This is a genomic window from Lysobacter capsici (assembly GCF_014779555.2).
GTDB classification, from domain to species: Bacteria; Pseudomonadota; Gammaproteobacteria; order Xanthomonadales; family Xanthomonadaceae; genus Lysobacter; species Lysobacter capsici.
In genome coordinates this window covers 3,599,645-3,622,042 of the sequence record NZ_CP094357.1, presented here as the reverse complement: position 1 = coordinate 3,622,042, position 22,398 = coordinate 3,599,645, and the positions used below count along the sequence as shown (strand labels likewise).

The window sequence follows — 22,398 nt, the reverse complement described above, 5'->3', positions numbered from 1 at the left end:
TTCTTGCTTACAGCAGTTCGATCGCGATCGCGGTCGCTTCGCCGCCGCCGATGCACAGCGAGGCGACGCCGCGCTTGCCGCCGCGGATGCGCAGGGCGTTGATCAGGGTGACCACCAGGCGGGCGCCGCTGGCGCCGATCGGGTGACCCAGCGCGACCGCGCCGCCGTGGACGTTGAGCTTGTCGTGGCTGATGCCCAGGTCCTTCATCGGCGCCATGGCGACCACCGAGAACGCTTCGTTGATCTCGAACAGATCGACGTCGGCGACCGTCCAGCCGGCCTTTTCGAGCACGTTTGAAATCGCTTTCACCGGCGCGGTGGTGAACCATTCCGGGGCCTGCGCGTGGCCGGCGTGGGCGACGATCCGGGCCAGCGGCTTGAGCCCGCGCGCGGCGGCTTCCTCGGCCGACATCAGCAGCGTGGCGGCGGCGCCGTCGGAGATCTTGGAGGACGCGGCGGCGGTCAGCACGCCGTCCTTGCCGAACGCCGGACGCAGGGTCGGGATCTTGGCCACATCGATCTTGGCCGGCTCTTCGTCGGCGTCGACGACCACGTCGCCCTTGCGGCCCTTGACCGTCACCGGAACGATTTCGTCCTTGAAATGGCCGCCATTCTGCGCGGCCTGAGCGCGCTTGACGCTCTCTTCGGAGTAGGCGTCGATCGCGGCGCGGTCGAAATCGTACTTGGCGCAGGCGGCGTCGCCGAACACGCCCATGGCCTTGCCGTCGTAGGGATTGGTCAGACCGTCCCAGGCCATGTGGTCGAGCATTTCGGCGCTGCCGTAGCGGATGCCGGTGCGCGAATTGTTGAGCACGTGCGGGGCATTGGTCATCGACTCCATGCCGCCGGCGACGACCAGCTTGGCCGAGCCGGCCTTGATCAGATCGTGGCCCAGCATGATCGCCTTCATGCCCGAACCGCAGACCTTGTTGATGGTGGTGCAGCCGGCCGAAACCGGCAGGTTCGCGCCGAGCGCGGCCTGGCGCGCGGGGGCCTGGCCGAGGCCGGCCGGGAGCACGCAGCCCATGATGACTTCGTCGATCTGGTCGGCGGCCACGCCGGCCTGCTCGAGCGCGCCGGTGATCGCGGCGCTGCCCAGGGTCGGGGTCGGGACGCCGGTGAATTGGCCGAGGAAGGAACCGATGGCGGTGCGCTTGGCACCGACGATGACGACATCGCTCATGGCGGAACTCCGAAACTGTGGCGTGAGGGCCGGCCCGCGAGGGTGGTGGCCGGAACCCATCGATTATGCGGCGCCATGCTGCGGTGCCGCAAACATCCGCTGCGGGATGGATTTGGATTAGCGGAAAGTTAACGAATCGGCGGTTTGGGGCGGTCGCTAACCGGCGCTCAGCTGAATGGGGAGATTTCCCGGCGGTACTGCGAAACCGATTACAGGGGCGGCGCTCGGCGGCGAGGGTCGGATTTTGCGCGGATACCGCGGCCGCCCATCGGCGTGTTTGCGGGCGAATCGCATCCGGATGCGGGTTTGGCCGACCGATCGGGCCGCCCATGCCGTGCTCGAACCTCGGCGCTTGCCCCGGCAATCCAGCAGCGCCAGCCGCCCCGCGCCGACACGCGCATCCGGATTCTCCCGGTTCTGCGTAATAAACCAACGAATCGATTGTCGGTTCGCGATGCTTGGATTAAAACGAATGCGAGGTGCGATCGATCCGCTGGGGAGCGGACGAGACGCGCCGCCAGCGGGGTGAGCCATGAACGGTTACGGATCGGCAGTGCGGCGTAGTTCGCGATTGACGCTGTGCGTACTCAGCGTCGCCATCCTCAGCGCCTGCGGCGGTGGGGGCGGCGGTGGCGGCGTCAAACCCACGCCGCCGCCGACCACGACGCCGCCACCCACCACACCGCCGCCGCCTACCTCGCCGCCGCCGCCGATCGGCGCGCACTTGGACATCACCAATGCGCGCTCGGCGCAGGCGTTGGGGCTGACCGGGCAGGGCGTGCGCATCGGCGTGGTCGACAGCGGCGTGCGTCGCGACCATCCCGCGCTCAGCGGGCGGGTCGGACCGCATCTGCTCTACACCGATCCGCGCAGCAACAACCATCGCATCGACGACGTGCTCGGTCACGGCACCTATGTTTCGCAGATCATCGCCGGCACGCCGGTCGGGGCCTGGCCCGGCGGCATCGCCCAGGGCGCCAGCATCGTCTCCGCGCGCATCCTCAACGACGTCAGCCCGCCCGACGACGGCTCCGGCCAGGGCAACCTGGCCACCAGCAACGGCGGCCTGGACATCGTCAGCCGCGACCTCATGAACGCCGGCGTGCGGATCATGAACAACTCCTGGGGCGGCCTGTACTGGAGCGGCGACAACGTCACCCGCAGTTTCATCGACGCCTACAAGCCCTTCATCGACAACGGCGGCCTGGTGGTGTTCGCCACCGGCAACGAAGCCAAGCCGCAGCCGTCCGACAACGCCTCGCTGCCGAGCCAGGGCGCCGGCGCGAACGTGCTCGAACGCGGCTGGATCGCAGCGGCGGCGCTGGACACCAACACGCCTACGCAACTGGCGAGTTACTCCAACGCCTGCGGCATCGCTATGAACTACTGCCTGGTCGCGCCCGGCAACGTGCAGGCGACCGGGGTCAACGACGCGGTCGGCAGCCCGAGTTACTGGATCATCCGCGGCACCTCGTTCGCCGCGCCGCAGGTGTCGGGCGCGGCCGCGCTGGTGTGGCAGGCGTTTCCGTATTTCAACAACGACCTGGTGCGGCAGGCGCTGCTCGGCAACGCGAAAGACCTGGGCGCGCCCGGGGTGGATCCGGTGTTCGGCCAGGGCCTGCTCGATGTCGGCGCCGCCGTGCGCGGTTTGCGGCGGCTGGATTGGGGCGACGTGCGGGTGAGTTTCGACGGCGCATCGACCTGGTCGAACCCGATCAGCGGCGCCGGCGGCCTGATCAAGGACGGCAGCGGCACCCTGCGCCTGGACGCGACCAGCGCGAACACCTACACCGGCGCGACCGATGTCGCTGCCGGCAGCCTGCGCTTGAACGACGGCGGCAGCCTGGCCTCGGCGGTGACCATCCGCAACGGCGCGACCTTCGCTGGCGGCAACGGCGCGCGCATCGGCAATCGCGTCGACAATCAGGGCGCGCTGCGTCTGGACGGCGCTGGCCTGCGCATCGACGGCAACTACGCACAATCCGCCGCCGGCCAGTTGCAGTTCTTCATCGGCTCCAAGCTGGATGTGGGCGGCAGCGCCAGCCTCGCCGGCGATGCGCGCGTGCTCGGGCAATTGCCGGGCTATGTGCGTTCCAGTCGCGAGGTGTTTCTCAACGCCGGCAGCGTCAGCGGGCAATTCGGCTCGCTGTCGACCGCGCCGGGCGTGTTCCTGACCGCGACGGTGGGTTACAGCGCGACCCAGGCCTGGCTCGACATCTCCGCCCTGAGCATCAGCGCGACCGCGCAGGCGATGGGCGTGCAGGGCGCCGCGGCTTCGGCCGCGGTGCGCGTGGACGACGCCTTGCGCGGGCTTGATCAAGGCGCGGCGGCGGGCGGCGCGCCGGGTGCGTTCGGCGCCGCGGCCGGTGCCTTGCAGCAGTCGGCGAGCGAACAGATCGCCAAGCAATCGCTGGCCAGCCTGTCGGGCGAATTGCATAGCGCCGATGTCGCCTTCGCGATGATGGCGATCGAAGGCAACCGACATGCGCTGGAATCGCGTCTGGATGCGCAATCCCTGCAACCTCGCGACGGCGCCTGGGCCGACCGCATCGACGCCCAGCGCGCGGCGGCGGGACGTTTCGACCTCGATGCCAAAGGCTGGATCGTCGGTCACGACCAGCGTTTGAATTCGCTGCGCGTCGGCGCGGCGTTGAGCCAGACCGACGGCTATGCCTACACCCGCCTGCGTGGCGATCGCGAACGCAATCGCCAGATCGAAGGCCAGTTCTATGCCAGTTGGGACCGCGCCGGCAGTTACTTGCTGGGCCGCGCCGCGTTCGGCCGCATGGATCGCGACATGCGCCGCGACATCCGGCTGGGCGACAGCCAGTTCGGCACCGGTTCGAACTACGCCGATCGCTATCTGACCCTGGGCGTGCAGGCCGGTCATCGCTTCGAATCGCGCAACGGTTTGCTGACGCCGTATATCGGCGTGCAGAGCCTGCGTCTGCAGCGCGGCGGTTTCGCCGAGGACGGCGCGGCCGGGTTCGGCCTGAGCGCGGACGATTCCAGCCTGAGCGCGACGCAACTGCTGGCCGGCGCGCGGGTGCAGCGCGAGTGGCTGCTCGGCTCGACATCGTTGACCCTGAGCGGCCGCGCCGAATGGCAACGCACGCTGGCCCAGTCCGGTCGTTACATCGATGCGCGTTTCACCGGATTGGATGTGTGGTCGCCGATCGCGAGCGATCCGTTCGCGCGCGAGGCGGGAGTGCTGGGCCTGGGGCTCAGCGCGCGGTTTGCGCGCGGTGGGGTGTTGAGCCTGGACTTGGATAATCGTTACGAGTTCGGGCAGCCGTATCCGCGCGCGTTGGCGAATTGGTCGTTTTCGTTCTGAGTCGGATGGGAGCGAGGCGGGTTCGTTGAAGCCTGCTGGATGATTTGTCAGGACGGCGTCGGGCGGTTGTTTGGCTTGCGTGCTGATACGCAGCTTCGGACAGGAAAAGCGAATCTCCCCCAACCCCTCTTTTCCAAAGAGGGGAGCGCATTCGCGGCGATCGTGTCCATCCGGCGATTGTGCTGTATGTGCAGCGAAATCCCGCTCGCGCGTAAGCGCGCCGACGAACCACCCCGATCACCAAAATCAGCTCCCCTCTTTGTAAAAGAGGGGTTGGGGGAGATTCGCTTTTCAAGCGCCGACAATCCCCAAGCAGCGCATCGCAGACCCACGCCCAGCACCGCAACTCAAAATTCCCAGCATCTAATCCCGCATCCCGCAACTCGAACCCCAATCCCGAATCCCGAATCCCGAATCCCCAAACAAAAACGCCGCCGCGAAGCCGCGACGGCGTTTCCAGACAACCCAAGCCGAAGATCCCTCAGCTCTTGCCGTCAAACAACTCCCGCCCGATCAACATCCGCCGGATCTCGTTCGTACCCGCACCGATCGCATACAGCTTCGCGTCGCGCAGAATCCGCCCGGTCGGGTACTCGTTGATATAGCCGTTGCCGCCCAATGTCTGGATCGCTTCCAGCGCCACCTGCACGGCGGCATCGGACGCATGCAGCAGACACGCGGCCGAATCGATCCGGCTCTTGTGTCCGGCATCGAAATCGCGACCGACCTGATACGCGAACGCGCGGCTGGACTGCAGCGCGGTGTACATGTCGGCGATCTTGCCCTGCATCAGGCTGAAGGTGCCGATCGCGACGTCGAACTGCTTGCGCTCGCGCACATAGGGCAGGGCGATGTCCAGGGCCGACTGCATCAGGCCGATCGGGCCGCCGGTCAGCACCAGGCGCTCGGTGTTCAAGCCGCTCATCAGCACCTTGACCCCGTGATGCACCTCGCCGAGCACGTTCTCGGCCGGGATCTCGCAGTCCTCGAACACCAGTTCGCAGGTGTTGGACCCGCGCATGCCGAGCTTGTCGAGCTTCTGCGCGGTGCTGAACCCCTTCATGCCCTTTTCGACGATGAACGCGGTCATGCACTTGCTGCCGGCATCCTTGCCCGCGGTGCGCATGTACACGATCAGCACGTCGGCCTCGGGGCCGTTGGTGATCCACATCTTGTTGCCGTTGGCGACCCACACGCCGTCGCGCAGTTCGGCGCGGCAGCTCATCGAGCCGACCACGTCCGAGCCCGCGCCGGGTTCGCTCATCGCCAGCGCGCCCTTCCATTCGCCGGTGCACAGCTTGGGCAGGTACTTCTCGCGCTGCGCCTGATTGCCGTTGGCGTACAGGTTGGACACGCACAGGTTGGAATGCGCGCCGTAGGACAGACCGACCGAACCCGATGCGCGCGAGATTTCCTCCATCGCGACCAGATGCGCCAGATAACCCATTTCGCTGCCGCCGAATTCGCCCGGCACGGTCATGCCGAGCAGGCCCATCTCGCCCAGCTTGAGCCACAGGTCTTGCGGAAACGCGTTGTCGTGATCGATCTGCTCCGCGCGCGGAGCAATCTGTGCGTCGGCGAAACGGCGCACGGCATCGCGCAGCGCGTCGATCTCTTCACCCAGGGGAAAACTGCGCATATCAGCCCTCGTAACGAATCAGCGGCCGCCCGTTGAGCGGTTGGATGTTGCGGTTGTTGCGGCGGTAGTGGCTCAGGAACGCGTCGATCTGCTTCTTCGACATGGTCACCGGCGCCGGCATCACGTACCACTCGACATTTTCGGTCAAAGGCGGAGTCGTAAGCGAGCCCAGGTAGTGGTAGTAGCCGCGCGACTTCGGCAGCAGGCCCTCGATGTCGATCTCGTGCTGGGCCGGCTTGGCCTTTTTCTTCTTCGGCTTGAGGTCGTTGAGCACCTCTTGGGCGACCGGGTTGACCGCGCCGACGTCGTACATCACTCCGACCACCGCCAGGCGTCCGTCCTGGGCCTTGAACACGAAATGGCCTTCGAGCGGGAAATGCTTGCCGTCCAGGGTGTGCTCGCTGGCGGCGTGGAAGTGGAACTGGGCCAGGGTGAAATGACGGCCGCGGATCGTCGCCTGCGTGGCGTGAGTGTCGACCTGCACCGCGTGACCGTTGTCCTCGACCGAATCCACCGCGCCGCGGGTGTGCTCGAACTGCAGCGCGCGCGGCTCGTTGTCGGCGGCGTCGACGGCGCCGGCGGTGACGATGTCGATCGGCGACTGCGACTTGTCGTGCGCGGCCTGCCACTGCTCCTGGTGTTCGTAATCGAGCGCATCGTGATGGGCCGGCGCGGCCGGCTTGGCCGGCTCGGCGGCATAGGCGCCGAAGGCCATATTCAGTGCCACGAAGGTGGCGAGTGCGTGTTTGCGCATGTCGAATGTCCTTACATTTGCACAACATTGGGAGATGTATCGCACTACCGCGCATCGGTCGCGCCGCGCCCGCGCATTCTTTTCAACGCGGGCCGGCGCGAAAACCCTACGCCGGATACGACGACGGGGCCGTTGGCCCCGTCGAAGTTTTACTCAGTGACCGCCGCGGATTCGTCCGCGGAAGCTCGGGGCCGAACGGCCCATCGGCAGCTTGAGCTTGCCGATCGCGGTGATGCGCTCTTCGGCCAGGCGGTCGGCGGCGGTGTAGGTCGGGATGCTGTCGCGCTCGGCGATCTCGAAGATGCGGCCGAGGTTGTGGTAGATCGTGCGCATCATGCGCATGGCGCGCTCGCGGTTGTAGCCGTCGAGTTCCAGCGCCACGTTCATCACGCCGCCCGCGTTCACCGCGTAATCCGGCGCGTACAGGATGCCGCGCTTGGCGACTTCGTCGCCGATGGCGTTGTTGGCCAACTGGTTGTTGGCCGCGCCGCAGATGATCTTGGCCTTCAGGCGCGGCAGGGTCTGCTCGTTGACGGTACCGCCCAGCGCGCACGGCGAGTAGACGTCGGCGTTGACGTCGTAGATCTCGTCCAGGCCTACCGCTTCGGCGCCGTACTCAGACACGGCCTTGTCGACCAGGCCCTTGTTGATGTCGGTGACGAAGATCTTCGCGCCGCGCTCCTTGAGCAGCTTCACGAATTCCATGCCGACGTGGCCCAGGCCCTGCACCGCGTAGCTGTACTTGCCGACTTCCTCATCGCCGAAACGCTTGTTCAGCGCCGCCATCAGGCCCTGCAGGGTGCCGTAGGCGGTGAACGGCGAGGGATCGCCCGAACCGCCGTGGACCTGATGCACGCCGGTGACGTATTCGGTCTCGCGGTACACGTATTCCATGTCGTTGACGTCGATGCCGACGTCCTCGGCGGTGATGTAGCGGCCGCCCAGCGAATCGACGAACTTGCCGAACGCGCGGAACAGCGCCTCGGACTTGTCGGCCGACGGATCGCCGATGATCACCGCCTTGCCGCCGCCGATGTTCAGGCCGGCGACCGCGTTCTTGTAGGTCATGCCGCGGCTCAGGCGCAGCACGTCGTTGAGCGCGTCCTGCTCGGTCTTGTACGGCCACATGCGCAGGCCGCCCAGCGCCGGGCCGAGCACGGTGTTGTGGATCGCGATGATGGCCTTCAGGCCGGCGTCCTTGTTATGGCAGAAGACGACCTGCTCATGGCCGAAGGTGTCGAGGGTTTCGAAAATCATCGGGTGCTCCGGACCGGGCGGGATTGCGCGGGATTTTCCGCCTGCGCGTCACGCCTGGGTGTGGTTAAGTCGTTGAAAAGAAATGAATTCGCCTGTGCGGCGGCGCCGTGCTGCCCGTCGCAGGGGCGCTAGTCTAAAGCAATCGGGCAATACGGCTAGGTATGCGTGCCGCGGCGGCCGGATGCGGCATCGGCGGCTTTGCCGGGATGGGCGGTTGCCACGATCCAAACGGGTTGGGCGAGGTGGTCGTGGATGACGCCGGCCTTGACTGGCCGAAGGCTTCGCGGGCGCAGAAGGCTTTCGTGGAGACCGAGCGCTTCGCGGGAGTGGCGTTTCCCATTCCCGACACAGACGCCTGCAGCAAAAACACTCCCCAATACAAACGCTCCGACACCACAGCCCAACCCAACGCCCCAACCCAACGCCCACAGCGCAAACAATCGCCCACTTTGAAAAAGGGGGCGCGGCGCCTGCGCAAGCACGAAGTCCAACGACTACGACTGCGCCGGGGGATTCGCTTTTCGCGCCAAAGCGCCAAAAGCAAATCCCCCCTGGGCCCCCTTTTTCAAAGGGGGAACGGCCGCTTTCATGAGCGGCGCGCAGTACTGTTAAAGCAGAGCTCAGACAAAAGCGGGCAGGGCTCAAGCAAGCGACGTTGGCCGCGACATCCGTTCGACCGCGACCTCAGCGCACGCCACCTCAACCCAACCCAACGCGTCGCGCAAACCTCAACGCCGACGCCAATGCCCCTCATTGAACCGCCACGCCGGCCCATACGCATTCCAGCGCGGCGCGACATACACATACCCACGACGCGCCGGTACGTAGCTGCCGCCGATCCAGTAATAACGCCGACCGTCCCAGCGCCAATGCCCCGGCGCCCACACATAGCCCGGCCGCACCCGCACCCGCTCGTAGCGCGGCGGAGGCGGCGCCACCCGCACATCCACGCCCACATACGTACGCGCCTGCGCTTCGGGCGCATGCACACCCGCCAGCGACGCCACGCCGATCATCGCCGCCAACACCAAAGGACGCATTGCCATGACCCTTCTCCTCGACTCGGCGGCCACCCGCCTGTGTCGATGGCAACGTCGTGGCCGCGGCGCTGTTGACGCAGGCGCGGGACGCGTTCATGACCACGCCAGATTGCTGAAGGCCGGCTGCATGACGGGCGACATTGAGGTCGTTGCGAAACCTGCCGACAGTCTGCGAAACATCCCAACCGTCATTCCCGCGAACGCGGGAATCCAGTGACTTCAACGCCGCAGCAAGAGTGGGGTTAGTCGGCTCGGCCCATGACTCCCCAGAACGCGCTTGGTCCGAAGTTTTCTGGTCAGTGCGTTTGAGGTCACTGGATATTCGGCTACGCCGAAGTAAAGCGGAGCCCGCGTTCGCGGGAATGACGGTCCGGAGGATGCGGGCATCCCACGGCCTTCTCGGCGGAGCACCGACGCAAGCACCCAAACCACCGACAGCGAACGCAGCGGTCGGACTTCCCTCACCGCCAACCCCACCACGCTTCCACCCATCCCAGCCGCCCCAAACCCCATTGACGCCGCCACCCCGACTGCCGTAACGCAGCCGCCCATCCTGCACCGCACGGCCACCCGCCAAACCGTGCCTGCTTCACGGAGCTACAATACGCACAGCCCGTACTGCGTATCGAGACCGCCATGAGCACGACTGCAGCCAACCTTCCCGCCGCCCAGGCCGACGCCACCCCGCTGCGATTCGTCACCGCCGCCAGCCTGTTCGACGGCCACGATGCCGCGATCAACATCATGCGTCGCCTGATCCAGGGGCAGGGCGCCGAAGTCGTCCACCTCGGCCACAACCGCTCGGTCGAAGACGTCGTGCGCGCCGCGCTGCAGGAAGACGCCGACGGCATCGCGCTGTCCAGCTATCAGGGCGGTCACGTCGAATACTTCAAGTACATGGTCGACATGCTGCGCGAGCGCGGCGCCGGCCACATCCGCGTGTTCGGCGGCGGCGGCGGTACCATCACGCCCGAGGAAATCCGCGAACTGCAGGCCTACGGTGTCGAGCGCATCTACCATCCCAACGACGGCATGCACATGGGCCTGGTGGCGATGATCGAAGACGTCGTGCGCCGCGCCAGCGAAGGCCGCCAGGCCGACACCACGCCCGACAAGCCGGCCGCGATCGACGACGAAATCACCATCGGCAAGATGCTCTCGGCGATCGAGGAAGGCCTGCTCGACGAAAGCCAGCTCGCGCACCTGCGCAAGCAGTGGCAGCTCGCCGGCGGCAAGACCCCGGTGGTCGGCATCACCGGCACCGGCGGCGCCGGCAAGTCCTCGGTCACCGACGAACTGCTCAACCGCTTCCTCGCCAATTTCCCCGACATGCGCATGGCGGTGATCTCGGTCGACCCGACCCGTCGCCGCACCGGCGGCGCCTTGCTCGGCGACCGCATCCGCATGAACTCGCTGCGCAGCCCGCGCGTGTACATGCGCTCGATGGCCACCCGCCGCCAGCACTCGGCCACCAACACCGTGCTCAAGGACTGCATCGGCTTCCTGCGCGGCCTGGGCTACGACCTGGTCATCGTCGAAACCGCCGGCATCGGCCAGAGCGATTCGGAAATCGTCGACCTCGTCGACTTCCCCATGTACGTCATGACCAGCGACTTCGGCGCGCCGAGCCAGCTGGAAAAGATCGACATGCTCGACTACGCCGAACTGGTCGTGCTCAACAAGTTCGACAAGCGCGGCGCCGAAGACGCGCTGCGCGACGTGCGCAAACAGTGGAAGCGCAACCGCGTCGCCTTCGCCACGCCCGACGAAGACGTGCCGGTCTACCCGACCATCGCCAGCCAGTTCAACGACCCCGGCATCAGCTGGATGTTCGTCAACCTGTGCCGCCTGCTGCGCGAGAAACTCTCGCTGCCGGCCGAGAAGTGGACGCCCGACGTCGACACTTCGTTGAAGGAGCCGCGCGCGACCGTGCTGATTCCCGGCGCGCGGGTGCGTTACCTCGCCGAGATCGCGGAGCAGGGCCGGTCGATCAATCGTCAGATCGAAAGCCAGTCGGAAGTCGCCGATCGCGCGCAGTCGTATTGGCAGTCGCTGCACGATCTGAACGATCCGGAGTTGCCGAAGGCGCTGGACTTGTTCGCCGCCGATGCGTTGTTGGCTTCGCACCCTCACCCCAGCCCTCTCCCGCAAGCGGGAGAGGGAGCAGGAGCCGCGTCGAATACCTCCGTCGCGTCGAACACCCCAACTGCTTCGAACACCCAAACTGCGTCGAATACCTCTCCCGCAAGCGGGAGAGGTCGCGCCGAAGGCGCGGGTGAGGGCAGCCCGATCACCGCAGACCGCACCCTGCTGACCCTGCGCCAACGCTACAACGACGCCGTCCAGACCCTCTCGTCCGAAGCCCTCAAGCTCTTGCGCGACTGGCCCGCGCGCCTGAAATCCATCACCGACGACATCACCGAATACGAAGTCCGCGGCAAAGCCATCCGCGTCGAAAACTACCGCGACTCCCTGAGCCACCAGAAAATCCCGAAGATCGCCGCGCCCACCTACAAGAGCTGGGGCGAACTGCTGACCTTCCTGCAAAAAGAAAACCTGCCCGGCTACTACCCCTACACCGGCGGCGTGTACCCGTACCGCCGCACCGGCGAAGACCCGATCCGCATGTTCGCTGGCGAAGGCACGCCCGAGCGCACCAACCGCCGCTTCCATTACCTGTCGGTCGGCCAGCCCGCCGCGCGCCTGTCGACCGCGTTCGACAGCGTCACCCTGTACGGCGAAGACCCCGCCGTGCGCCCGGACATCTTCGGCAAGATCGGCAACTCCGGCGTCAACATCGCGTCCCTGGACGACATGAAGAAGCTGTACTCCGGCTTCGACCTGTGCGCGCCGACCACGTCGGTGTCGATGACCATCAACGGCCCAGCGCCGATGCTGCTGGCGATGTTCATGAACACCGCCATCGACCAGCAGGTCGAGAAATACCTGCGCGAAGACGGCGCCCGCTGGGACGCCGCGCACGACAAGATCGAAGCCATCTTCAAGGACCGCAAGCGCCCGCAATATAGCGGCCTGCTGCCCGAAACCAACGACGGCCTCGGCCTGGGCCTGCTGGGCATCACCGGCGACCAGGTCGTCGACGCCGAAACCTACCAGCGCATCAAGGACAAGACCCTCGCCACCGTGCGCGGCACCGTCCAGGCCGACATCCTGAAAGAAGACCAGGCCCAGAACACCTGCATCTTCAGCACCGAATTCGCCCTGCGCATGATGGGCGACATCCAGCAGTACTTCGTCGACAAGAACGTCCGCAATTTCTACTCGGTGTCGATCAGCGGTTATCACATCGCCGAAGCCGGCGCGAACCCGATCAGCCAGCTCGCCTTCACCCTGAGCAACGGCTTCACCATCGTCGAGTACTACCTCGCCCGCGGGATGAAGATCGACGACTTCGCGCCCAACCTGTCGTTCTTCTTCAGCAACGGCATGGACCCGGAGTACACCGTCATCGGCCGCGTCGCCCGCCGCATCTGGGCCCGCGCCATGCGCGAGCGCTACGGCGCCGACCCGCGCAGCCAGATGATGAAGTACCACATCCAGACCAGCGGCCGGTCCCTGCACGCGCAGGAAATCCAGTTCAACGACATCCGCACCACCTTGCAGGCCCTGTACGCGCTGTTCGACAACTGCAACAGCCTGCACACCAACGCCTACGACGAAGCCATCACCACCCCGACCGAAGAAAGCGTGCGCCGCGCGGTCGCGATCCAGATGATCATCAACAAGGAACTGGGCCTCAACTTCAACGAAAACCCCTGGCAGGGCAGCTTCGCCGTCGACTACCTCACCGACATCGTCGAAGAAGCCGTGTACAAGGAATTCGAAGCCATCAGCGAGCGCGGCGGCGTGCTCGGCGCCATGGACACCATGTACCAGCGCGGCAAGATCCAGGAAGAAAGCCTCTACTACGAACACAAGAAGCACGACGGCAGCCTGCCGCTGGTCGGCGTCAACACCTTCCTGCCGAAGGACCACGGCGGCGACATCGTCACCGAGATCGAACTGATCCGCTCGACCCCCGAAGAAAAGGGCCAGCAGATCGACAACGTGCTGTCGTACCAGCAAGGCCGCAACGACTACGCCAGCGAAGGCCTGCGCAGCCTGCAGGCCGCCGCGCGCGACCGCAAGAACGTGTTCGCGTCCTTGATGGAAGCGGTGAAGACCCACAGCCTCGGCCAGATCAGCCACGCCTTGTACGACGTAGGTGGCGAATACCGACGCAACATGTAACCCCATCGCCATCCAAAAAAGGCCCGCCCCCGCGGGCCTTTTTTATTGCAACCACGACACAGCCCGGCACCCGACTGTAGGAGCGGCGCAAGCCGCGACCACGCCCCCACAACCGCCGGCGCAACCCCACCCGCCGATTTCACACAACCCCACGAGCCGGGCCGTCGCGTAACCGCCAACCGCATAGCGGCCTTGCTCGATCAAGGCCCCCGGGATTTCATGCATCCCGCTGCCGCCAGGCCGCGAAGCCCATTGGCAGTTGTTCTCGATGGACGCCGAGCAATCGCCGGATCGCGAAATCAGCGGACTGTACGCATGGATCGATGGCTCCGGAGCGATCTGACCGGTGGCCGCGGATACCGGGCCACGCCGGGTGGGCCGCGACAGCACCGCAGCCGCCGCCGAAAAGGCGGCCTCCGCACAAGCCCATCCGCGGACGCAAACGCGCCGTCGCCCGAAAACACAGAGCAGTCGACCCGCCCCAGACGGCCCGGCGCGCGCTGCCCGATAATCCCCCCATGACCATCATCCTCACCGACTTCGCCCGCGCCCGCCTGTTCCCGCGCGAACCGCGCCGCAACACCATCCAGGACATCACGCCCGAGCAATTCGAGCGCCACCTCAACGACGTCCCGCCGCTGACCGTCCTCGACGGCTACGCCCCGTTCTGCAAACTGCACGTCCACCGCAACTGGACCAGCACCCGCTGCCTGACTGCGCCGATCACCGACGCCAACCGCCACCTGCTGCGCAGCGACTACGAGGCGCGCACCAAGGACGAACTGCCCGTGCTGGTGCGCTGGTTCGAAGGCATCGACCCGCCCGTGGCCGACTACCTCATCGTCATCCTCTACAGCCGCGAACAACTGGCGAAAGAAGGCACTGACACCACCGCCGACTGGGGCGTGGTCGGCTGCATGTACACCGCCGAACCGGTCGAGACGCCAATGGCGCCGATTACGATGATGCGTAATGCGCTTGGGGTGGAAGAGGGTGGGTCTGGGGTGGGGTTGGATCGGGCGGCTTATTTGCGCAGCGTTGAATTTTGGCGGACGCATGCCAATTGGCGGTGATAGGGCGAAACGGGTTCACTAACGGCAACGAGTCGATTCATCGATGGCCTCGCTTCTGCGGGGCTTTTTGCTTTAGCCGTAGACGCTGCCGCCACTCCTTTCGCAAGAGGATGCGCGCCGCTAACGGGTGTATGGTGAATTTTCGTAGATGTCTTTAGTTAAGAACACCACCTTTTTCCCGCGCCGAATCCATGGTGAACGCACGACTCGTCAATTCGCGGCCTAGTTCGGCACCCTATTGCGTTTGAGCATCACAGGAGTGTTTAAGGCTCTCAATGGCTCCACTCATTATGTAATAATTAATGTGTAATCCGAGCCGTCTACATGTTCTTTTAAAAGCGCCGCGCCGAACAATAATGTGGCTTTGTTGTATTATGTTTCGCCTAATAGATATTAACGATACATAGAAAATGACAGGGGCTTAAAATGGGCTTTGGGAGTGTAGATGACGGTGAGTTGCCGCCAGCTGCGAGACTCGCTGGGTTGAATTTAGATTCAGGCTGGAGCGTCGTTAATCGTATAGAGCGATTGGATGGTCAGACCGGATCATTCTTTTCGATTGGCTATCTGGCAAAGAATTCAGAAAATGGTGAGATTGCTTTCTTAAAAGCGCTAGATTTTTCGAAGGCATTGCAGGAGGAAGATCTTCTTCACGCACTACAAGAAGCCGTCAGTGCGTTTAAGTTTGAACAAGAGCTTCTCGGCTTCTGTGCAAATCGAAAAATGACTCGTGTCGTTACTGCGCTGGATAGTGGATATATAAAGGTAGATGATTCGCAACTCGGTCGCGTTCCTTATTTGTTGTTCGAGCCGGCAGAGGGGGATCTTCGCAAGGCTCTTGTCGAATTTGGACAGGTTCAACTTGCTTGGGCCTTGGGTATATTGCATGAGGTTGCTCTGGGGTTGGAGCAATTGCATTATGCGCAAGTCGCGCATCAGGATATTAAGCCTTCGAATGTGTTGACATTTGAATCCGCCTCTCGGTTTAAGGTTTCGGATCTTGGCTGCGCTTCTCGTAAAGGCGTTTCCTGCCCAAGAGATGGAAATCGGGTGCCCGGTGCATGGTCGGTAGCCCCGCCAGAGTTAATTTATGGGGAGAAAAATGCCGACTGGGTAATTTCTCGGGTTGCTGCGGATCTTTATTCACTCGGTAGCCTAGCGGTTTTTTTGTTCACCGGTGCGAGCATGAATGCGATTGTCAAACGACACATCCCGGCAGAACATGACTACCTATCGTGGCGGGGGACGTACAGAGAAGTTCTACCGTTCATTGTTGACGCATATTCTTCGGCATTTGAAGAAATGAGCGATTGCTTTGATGGAGATGTAGCAGTGTCAGTGCTTGCCATCATTAAGCAGTTGTGTGAGCCAAATCCGTTGAGGCGAGGTGATCCACGCCACATTGGCCGGACCGATGAGCAATATGATGTTAGAAAGTATGTCTCCCGATTTGGCAACTTGCGCCGTAAAGCGGAAATTCAATCAAAAATGGTGTTGAGATGAGCGTCATATGGACTGGGGTTAAGAGGTCAATTTTGCCTCGATGGCGGACTTCTTCGTCCTTTTCTACTTCAGCTGAAGCTTCTCCGTTAGGTGTAGGAAAATCAAGGTCACCGTTGAGTGGTTGGTATGAACAAGCACGCGCGGATTGGCTAAATAATCGATCGGCCGGATATCTTGCTGATCTTTTTTCGACTGCCTTGGTAGAAGACAAGAAAGATGACTTGCCATATCTTTCAAGGGAAATTCTTGATCTGGGTGACAGGATTCCGAAAGGATTGCAGCGCTTAGCTCTTAATGTACTCCACGATGACGCGGAAGTTGTTTCTAATGCTAAATTTGATTTGAGCGTCAAAGTTGAGAAGGAGGCCGTCAGTCGCTATGTCTCTAGACTGCGAAAGCGGGTTGTCGAGTTTCCAGGGAATGCCTTTGCTTGGCATGATCTGTCTTATATGTATAACCTTTTAGGGGAGCAACGGAAGGCAGAGCGCGCCATGCTAGTTGCTCTTAGAGTCAGCTCATCTCATCGAGTTATTGCAAGGAGCGCGTCGCGATTCTATATGCACCAAAGTGACCCTGAATCAGCTTCGAAAGTACTGCGCCGAGCTCAGGGTTTCAGTAAGGATCCCTGGCTGTTGGCCGCTCATGTAGCAGTAGCGCAGGCGTCGGGGGAAGAAAGCGGTCAGCTTACTGTTGCTCGTCGGCTGTATGAGCAATTGACGAATAGACTCCAGTCATCCGAGTTGGGCATGGCGCTCGCTACCCAAGAAATGCTTCTGGGAAGAAATAAAAAAGCAAAGGTAATTGCTCGCGAGGCTAGCTTTCTACCGACGGAAAATGCTCTTGCGCAAGGGGTTTGGCTCGCTTCGAAACTGCATGCGGATATTGTGCAAAAGGATGTGGTCGCATCAGCAAGCTTGGCGTTTGAGGCTCGCTCATGGGAAGCGTACTACAAGGGGGCTTGGGCTGAGTCAGCAAAATATGCGATTGAGTGGTTGAGCTACGAGCCATTCTCGGTCGAGCCCGCGATTCATGGTTCCTTCATTGCAGCAACATATCTTCGCGACTTCCATATGTGTTTAGATATTGCTAATTTTGGGTTGATTTCCAATCCTGAATCTTGGGGTTTGAAGAATAATAAGGTGGTTGCTTTGGCGTCGCTAGGTAAGGTCGGCGACGCATTGGAAGAATTTACTCGGTTGGGAATGCCTAATGAGGATGCGGCAAACTACGTAGTCTGGCTGGCTACTAACGGGTTGTTGTTGTATAGGCAAGGATTGATTGAAGATGGTAGAGCTAGTTACGCAAAATCTAGTGACATGATTGAGAAAAGGAAGGATCGTACTGCGGCATTGGTTTCAACTTTTTTCCAAAGTGCTGAGGAAGCTAGACTCGGGAACATGGAGCAAGCCGTGGCACTTGTTAATAAGGCGGGTTTGAAATTCGGTGGAATGCGAGCCGATAAAACTATGGCCTCAATTTTTGAATTCGACGTGCTAAATGCTTCGAGCAAAGAGTTGCAGCAACGAATTGAGCAACTCAGAGATCTTCAATAGAATTTTCGCAGCATTATGATTGTTTGAGATTATGGGTGTGCAGAAAATAGAGATCAGATTGAGGTCTCTGGGTGGTAAAGTTGTGATCCTGCTGCTGTCTTAAACTGCGGCGGAGTGGATAAGACTCTTGATCAGGCAAGGATCAGTCATTTTGTCGGTGGTGAGATCGGTGGACTTTCCGTCTGCGGCAAAGGAAATGTCTGAATATGAGATTGTGGAATAGCCGTTTTTAACGTTTATCGTTGAATTCTGTTGGATCAGTTTTAATAGGAGTTTGTTGCTATTGCTTTTTGCTATGAGTGAATTTTTCACTTAAGCAGAACTATTGGGGGAGAGATGGAGTTCCAGTCGGTACAGTATTCTGTAGATAAATTAATTCAGTGGATTCGTACCGGGCGCTTGGCGCTTCCGGATTTTCAGCGCGATTTCGTTTGGAACCCCTCTCGCGTCGTAGAGCTACTTGATAGCGTCGCAAAACAATGGCCGATCGGCTCGCTTCTGCTATTAAGTGGGCCTCAGCCTTTTGGTGTACGAGCCATCGAGAGTGCGCCTCCAGTTGGAGATAGCGAGTTAGATCTGTATGTCCTAGATGGCCAGCAACGGCTCACGTCTCTTTTTCATGCCGTCAATGATGTTTCCGATTTTTGCTACTATGTTGATTTTAATATTCTTACGCAATATGGCGAAGATTACATAAAGTGGGATAGGCGACAATCTTTTCAGAAGCAGTTTGGATCGGTTGTTTCTCGCGCAGATGCTCGGATCGCCCTTATTTCGGATGTCTGGGAGCTTGATAATTTTTACTCTTGGCTTGAGCAGATTGAAGATCCTCGCTTGCAACGATTGTATGTGAAACAGCGAGAAACTTCGCTTGCTGGGCTCCAGGCAAAAGTTTATAAGGTTATGGGTATTCAGTTGGATCAGAAGATCCAGTTGGAGGCCTTGGCCAGGATTTTTGAGACTTTGAATCGAACAGGAGTAAAGCTTAATGCGTTTGATTTGATTGTTGCGATCATGTATCCCACTGGCTTTCATCTCCGTGATGAATGGGAAGCCGCTCAAGATCGCTGTGATCTTATTAGCCTGTTCGGTGTGGATCCTTTGGAGGTACTTAAGTTGGTGGCATTACTCATTCGCGGCGAAGCGGGGCGCAATGAGTCAAGAGGCGTACGCCAAGGGGACTTGTTACAGCTCGATAAACAGCGGATTCGCGACGCGTGGGGGCCTGCAGTTAATCTCTACGAAGCTGCGCTAAAATATGCGAAGAGAGAATTAGGGGTTTTTTGCGCAGATGTGATTCCATCCGCAGCAATGATCCTTGGGGTGGCGGCATGGCTCCATGCTAGCGATCGCTACGGCATGGATGAGTACGCGCTTAAAGGATGGTTCTGGGGAAGTGCATTTACTCAGACTTATTCACAGGCTGCAAATACTAAAGTAGTCTCTGACGCGGATCAAATTTTCCAAGGCCGTGGAAGCGATTTAGCTAGAGAAAGATATGCAGCTGATTTCTCGATTTATGAACAGCCGGCCAAGCGCAACGGCTTGGCAATGAAAGCGTTTGCTTGCCTTTTAGCTAGTGCTGGCGCGATAGATCCTATTTCAGGTCGCCCCCTTCATGAAGCAACTTCGGTTGCTTTTCGAATTATCGAGGGAAATCGACTTGTCAAAGTCGGAGTGCATGACAGCTTCAATAAGTTAATCGTCCTGTCTGGAGAGTCCGATCGTACTCTCACCAAGGTTCAGCATAGCCCCATGGCGTACGGGATTAGCCAAGAAGCATTGCAAGATCGCTATGAGACCCAGTTTATCGATTTGCCTTCCCTTGAGCGAGGGCCGGATAAGTATGCGGAGATGTTCGGGCGTGTGATTCCAGGAGGAGTCTAATGAGTGGCCTTTTGCGATTTTTCTTGGTGCTTACTGCGGTGGCTGCAGTTTTTGGTATATGGCTTGGCTCACTGCTGCTTATTCCGCACATTGCATCCTATTTGAGTTCTGGAGTTTCCGATTGTGTTGCCGCAACGCGCGATGCAAACAAATGCGCTGATCTATCGGCGTTCGGCGCTGTCGGAGATATGTTCGGTGCTATTAACGCACTTTTTTCTGGCTTGGCGCTGGGCGCAATTGCGCTCACGTTGTGGGTGGAGTCGCGCTCTAGGCGAGAGTCCAGGAAGCCATTAGTGCTTGGGTCGCTATCTAGAGAAGGGGGGGTTGAAGCTTTCCGCCCTGATGTGCATGTTGAAGGAAATCCCATGTCTATAAAATTTAGTCTAGGGTTACAAAATCAAACTACAGATGCCGCTCTCAATGTTTTGGCAAAAATAAAAATTCGGACGCGGGCAGTATATTGCACGCTTTCTATCGATGAGCCTTTATTGCAGGGCGGTGTTCAAGAAATGCCGATTGAATTGAAGTTGCGTGATGCGGATCTGGATTATTTTTTAAGTGAGTTGACAGCGAGGCGGTCAGTTGATGTGCAAATAATAACTTCTTATCGCAGTCTCGAGGGGGTCAATTGGAAAACAGAAGTTGTTTATGAGTTGTCTTGCAGGGCGGGGCAGCGAGATGTCCAATTGCTTAATTCCGTCCGTGATGATACTTGGCGAGATGAGAGTGGCTGGCCGTTGGGGGCCACGGTTGGAATCGATTTTAAGATTAAATCTGGATCCTGGGATCACCGGCTTAATTGATGCCGTGAGGTGTGCGGGTGGGTGTGAAAGGTTCCGGTTTATTCGAATTTTGAATGCTCTCGAGCTACGGTTAGCATTAGGCGCACCGTGACTCATAGGATCATTTATGAATGATAGACGCCGTATGCCAGCGCTAATTCAGACTTTTCGGCTCCCCGCCGCGGCCCACCTAGCTCTAACCCAAATCCGCGACCAACTCCGCCTCCTAGCTCAACTCACCGAACCCCAAGGCGGGAACAGCCTCGACGTCGTCTACCTCTCCGCCGACGCCCTGGCTCACTGCTTCGACCGCTTAGCCGACGAGATCGACTGCGTCGCCCAGGCGGTGACGCCGTTGGAGTCCTAGCATCGGTGCACTCGGTCCCAAAATGCATTAGCGCTAACAGCGCGCGAATCACAACCGTTACCGTTGGCACAATTTTCAGCGCCGGCACATTACGGCGCTCCACACCGGGAGACGCCGCATGCCCGAGTTGATCGAAAACAGGGGTCAGAGTGCAATTTAGCTGCTGAAAAAATTGCACTCTGCCCCCTGTTCTACCGTCAATAAGCCGCTGGAGCCCGTGGAGGCAGTGTTGGTGCAGCGCGCGTGGGCTGGCGCGGATGTCCTTCGTCGCCGCCCCCTCATCTGCGAGATGCTGTCTCTGGTCGAACGACTGATTGAGCCTCGGCTTGCCGCGACTACATAGCCCGCGGCACGAGTCGCCCAGCGTTCGTGGAAGCGCATGCGGACCAGATGGCGAATTTTTCGGCAGCGGATTAAAAGAGCCTGCAGGGCCGATATCGTACGTGTCGTCAGCAGGAACTTAATCTTCCCTTCCGAACGTATAGCGAGCCGCGAGCTGCCGGCAGCGCGGGCAATGCCATACTTCGATGGTGTCGTCTGGATAGTTGCGGCCGTGAGTGATGTAAGGCGCGGCGTTTGCGTAGGGAAACAGACGTTTATGCTCGGCCATGTATGCATCGTCATATCGGACGGTGCCGTGAAACACTTCGATGCGGTCCTGTACCAACTCTTGTCGGTGCAGAAAACAGAAGCGCAGCAGCACCTCCAACTGGGGTAACGCGGAGGCAAACTCCGGGTGTTTCTCGATGAAGCGATCCCACTCGCGCTCCTGCCAGTACAGCAGGCGCGGCACCGCGCCTTGGCGGACGAATTTGACGAAGCGCTCTGTGCCTAGAAAGTTTTCGAATGTGCTGCGGAACGACTCGGCATCCATGGCTGTGTTATGTAGAAGGGCAGGCGAAGCATAGCAATGCGAGACTGGCCGATCGCGTACGCGTCGGATACCTGGGTGTCGGTTTAGGCAGGCTTCGGGGACCGGACTTTGTAGATCCACACAGTGCCGACGTGGTGGTTTCGTTGAAATACATGGTGATCCCCCGTTCCACGTCGCTATCTGCCTTGCTTGCAGTTCAATTGGGCTATGGCCTGGGATGGCGGGGCTCGTGTCAGTTTGAACACGGTAAAGCCTGCAGTGTATTTGCCACCATCCTGCTGGCTGGCCTCGACATAGAGCTTGTTGCCGTCGCCGAGAGAAATTGCGAAGAAGGCGCCGCTTCCCGCACCTTCTTCGTATTCGCCAGGGGCGCATTGGTCGGCAACCAGGGAGACCGCGGCTGAAGCGCCGAACTGCGTCTTGAGGATGTTCAAGTAGTCGTCGGAGTAGAAGGGCTTGCTGATGGAAATGGATTCCACCTCCGACTCAGACCCATCAATGGAGAGCGTGGATTCGCCCTCGTTGCGTTCGACGACTTTGTAGTCCGACCCAGGTCTTCCATTGGGTATCTCCCGAACGGAGAACCCCCGCAACAGGATAGTTGCGCGCTGCGAATAACGGCCGGCTTGGCGCTGCGTGTGAGTGGCATCGGCCCAGTCGATTCTGGGCAGCGAGCGGTACGCAGTCCAGTCTCGGCCTTTGTCGCTTGCGAACACGGTGGCGAGGGTCTGCAAGTCGCTCGCTTCGGATGGCGCGGCCTGCTTCGCGACGCTGATGGGATTGCCGCCATCTAAGCGATCTGCCGTAGCGTTCCCTTGCTGGCACGCGGTCAAACCCAGTGCTGTGACAATGATTGCGGTGAAATTCTTTAAGTTCATGTCATCGGTGCGTTCTAGCCTGT

At 60.6% G+C, this 22,398-nt stretch carries 16 protein-coding genes; 9 read left to right on the top strand and 7 right to left on the bottom strand.

All coding sequences use genetic code 11. The annotated features are described in order from the left end of the window. Positions 1-7 precede the first annotated feature (7 nt). Entirely contained in the window at positions 8-1,183 is a 1,176-nt protein-coding gene (locus IEQ11_RS14575) for a thiolase family protein (RefSeq protein ID WP_096414865.1), read from the bottom strand. A 532-nt stretch (positions 1,184-1,715) separates the two neighbouring features. Here IEQ11_RS14575 and IEQ11_RS14570 point away from each other — a divergent pair. After that, positions 1,716-4,517, top strand: a complete 2,802-nt coding sequence (locus IEQ11_RS14570; protein ID WP_228464428.1) for an autotransporter serine protease — start codon at positions 1,716-1,718, stop codon at positions 4,515-4,517. Between the two features lie 481 nt (positions 4,518-4,998). On the opposite strand, the gene IEQ11_RS14565 is transcribed toward IEQ11_RS14570, so the two are convergent. The 4 genes from IEQ11_RS14565 to IEQ11_RS14550 all read right to left on the bottom strand — a co-directional run bounded on the left by IEQ11_RS14565 (position 4,999) and on the right by IEQ11_RS14550 (position 9,213). Then, the gene (locus tag IEQ11_RS14565; protein WP_036110963.1) at positions 4,999-6,156 is read right to left on the bottom strand and encodes an isovaleryl-CoA dehydrogenase; all 1,158 of its coding nucleotides are present in this window, start codon (positions 6,154-6,156) and stop codon (positions 4,999-5,001) included. 1 nt (position 6,157) lies between these two features. Beyond that, a complete protein-coding gene (locus IEQ11_RS14560; protein WP_191820838.1) occupies positions 6,158-6,910 on the bottom strand; it encodes a carbonic anhydrase in 753 nt (250 codons plus the stop codon). Between the two features lie 153 nt (positions 6,911-7,063). Beyond that, positions 7,064-8,167 carry a Glu/Leu/Phe/Val dehydrogenase dimerization domain-containing protein gene (locus IEQ11_RS14555; protein ID WP_036110968.1) on the bottom strand — a complete coding sequence of 368 codons (1,104 nt, stop codon included), beginning with the start codon at positions 8,165-8,167 and terminating at the stop codon, positions 7,064-7,066. Between the two features lie 728 nt (positions 8,168-8,895). Further along, positions 8,896-9,213, bottom strand: coding sequence for a YXWGXW repeat-containing protein (locus IEQ11_RS14550; RefSeq protein WP_036110971.1), 318 nt, complete (start codon positions 9,211-9,213; stop codon positions 8,896-8,898). On the opposite strand from IEQ11_RS14550, the gene IEQ11_RS14545 reads away from it, so the two are divergent. The 8 genes from IEQ11_RS14545 (at position 9,212) to IEQ11_RS26015 (ending at position 20,623) form a co-directional block, all read left to right on the top strand. Next, entirely contained in the window at positions 9,212-9,424 is a 213-nt protein-coding gene (locus IEQ11_RS14545) for a hypothetical protein (protein ID WP_191820839.1), read from the top strand. The two genes, IEQ11_RS14550 and IEQ11_RS14545, sit on opposite strands and share 2 nt — an antisense overlap. A gap of 419 nt (positions 9,425-9,843) precedes the next feature. Next, on the top strand, positions 9,844-13,458 hold the full coding sequence (locus tag IEQ11_RS14540; RefSeq protein WP_191820840.1) for a methylmalonyl-CoA mutase family protein: 3,615 nt from the start codon (positions 9,844-9,846) through the stop codon (positions 13,456-13,458). A 518-nt stretch (positions 13,459-13,976) separates the two neighbouring features. Beyond that, positions 13,977-14,531 (top strand): DUF3228 family protein, encoded by a 555-nt coding sequence (locus tag IEQ11_RS14535; protein ID WP_191820841.1) that lies wholly within the window; start codon positions 13,977-13,979, stop codon positions 14,529-14,531. Between the two features lie 483 nt (positions 14,532-15,014). Continuing rightward, positions 15,015-16,034 carry a protein kinase domain-containing protein gene (locus IEQ11_RS14530; protein WP_191820842.1) on the top strand — a complete coding sequence of 340 codons (1,020 nt, stop codon included), beginning with the start codon at positions 15,015-15,017 and terminating at the stop codon, positions 16,032-16,034. Positions 16,035-16,147: 113 nt separating this feature from the next. Then, positions 16,148-17,587 carry a tetratricopeptide repeat protein gene (locus IEQ11_RS14525; RefSeq protein WP_191820843.1) on the top strand — a complete coding sequence of 480 codons (1,440 nt, stop codon included), beginning with the start codon at positions 16,148-16,150 and terminating at the stop codon, positions 17,585-17,587. A gap of 336 nt (positions 17,588-17,923) precedes the next feature. Beyond that, the gene (locus IEQ11_RS14520; protein WP_191820844.1) at positions 17,924-19,474 is read left to right on the top strand and encodes a GmrSD restriction endonuclease domain-containing protein; all 1,551 of its coding nucleotides are present in this window, start codon (positions 17,924-17,926) and stop codon (positions 19,472-19,474) included. Continuing rightward, positions 19,474-20,277, top strand: a complete 804-nt coding sequence (locus IEQ11_RS14515) for a hypothetical protein (protein WP_191820845.1) — start codon at positions 19,474-19,476, stop codon at positions 20,275-20,277. The genes IEQ11_RS14520 and IEQ11_RS14515 overlap by 1 nt, the downstream gene beginning before the upstream one ends. A 106-nt stretch (positions 20,278-20,383) precedes the next feature. Further along, entirely contained in the window at positions 20,384-20,623 is a 240-nt protein-coding gene (locus IEQ11_RS26015) for an XAC0095 family protein (RefSeq protein ID WP_425494643.1), read from the top strand. A gap of 460 nt (positions 20,624-21,083) precedes the next feature. Here the strand turns inward: IEQ11_RS26015 and IEQ11_RS14510 are convergent, their stop codons facing one another. Then, positions 21,084-21,497, bottom strand: coding sequence for a hypothetical protein (locus tag IEQ11_RS14510; RefSeq protein WP_191820846.1), 414 nt, complete (start codon positions 21,495-21,497; stop codon positions 21,084-21,086). 176 nt (positions 21,498-21,673) lie between these two features. Next, positions 21,674-22,375 (bottom strand): hypothetical protein, encoded by a 702-nt coding sequence (locus IEQ11_RS14505; protein ID WP_191820847.1) that lies wholly within the window; start codon positions 22,373-22,375, stop codon positions 21,674-21,676. Positions 22,376-22,398 lie beyond the last annotated feature (23 nt).

Bases quoted from the DNA above. Each gene is read 5' to 3' on its own strand.
- IEQ11_RS14575 (WP_096414865.1), bottom strand. From the start codon at position 1,183: ATGAGCGATGTCGTCATCGTCGGTGCCAAGCGCACCGCCATCGGTTCC.
- IEQ11_RS14570 (WP_228464428.1), top strand. From the start codon at position 1,716: ATGAACGGTTACGGATCGGCAGTGCGGCGTAGTTCGCGATTGACGCTG.
- IEQ11_RS14565 (WP_036110963.1), bottom strand. From the start codon at position 6,156: ATGCGCAGTTTTCCCCTGGGTGAAGAGATCGACGCGCTGCGCGATGCC.
- IEQ11_RS14560 (WP_191820838.1), bottom strand. From the start codon at position 6,910: ATGCGCAAACACGCACTCGCCACCTTCGTGGCACTGAATATGGCCTTC.
- IEQ11_RS14555 (WP_036110968.1), bottom strand. From the start codon at position 8,167: ATGATTTTCGAAACCCTCGACACCTTCGGCCATGAGCAGGTCGTCTTC.
- IEQ11_RS14545 (WP_191820839.1), top strand. From the start codon at position 9,212: ATGACCCTTCTCCTCGACTCGGCGGCCACCCGCCTGTGTCGATGGCAA.
- IEQ11_RS14550 (WP_036110971.1), bottom strand. From the start codon at position 9,213: ATGGCAATGCGTCCTTTGGTGTTGGCGGCGATGATCGGCGTGGCGTCG.
- IEQ11_RS14540 (WP_191820840.1), top strand. From the start codon at position 9,844: ATGAGCACGACTGCAGCCAACCTTCCCGCCGCCCAGGCCGACGCCACC.
- IEQ11_RS14535 (WP_191820841.1), top strand. From the start codon at position 13,977: ATGACCATCATCCTCACCGACTTCGCCCGCGCCCGCCTGTTCCCGCGC.
- IEQ11_RS14520 (WP_191820844.1), top strand. From the start codon at position 17,924: ATGGAGTTCCAGTCGGTACAGTATTCTGTAGATAAATTAATTCAGTGG.
- IEQ11_RS14515 (WP_191820845.1), top strand. From the start codon at position 19,474: ATGAGTGGCCTTTTGCGATTTTTCTTGGTGCTTACTGCGGTGGCTGCA.
- IEQ11_RS26015 (WP_425494643.1), top strand. From the start codon at position 20,384: ATGAATGATAGACGCCGTATGCCAGCGCTAATTCAGACTTTTCGGCTC.
- IEQ11_RS14510 (WP_191820846.1), bottom strand. From the start codon at position 21,497: ATGGATGCCGAGTCGTTCCGCAGCACATTCGAAAACTTTCTAGGCACA.
- IEQ11_RS14505 (WP_191820847.1), bottom strand. From the start codon at position 22,375: ATGAACTTAAAGAATTTCACCGCAATCATTGTCACAGCACTGGGTTTG.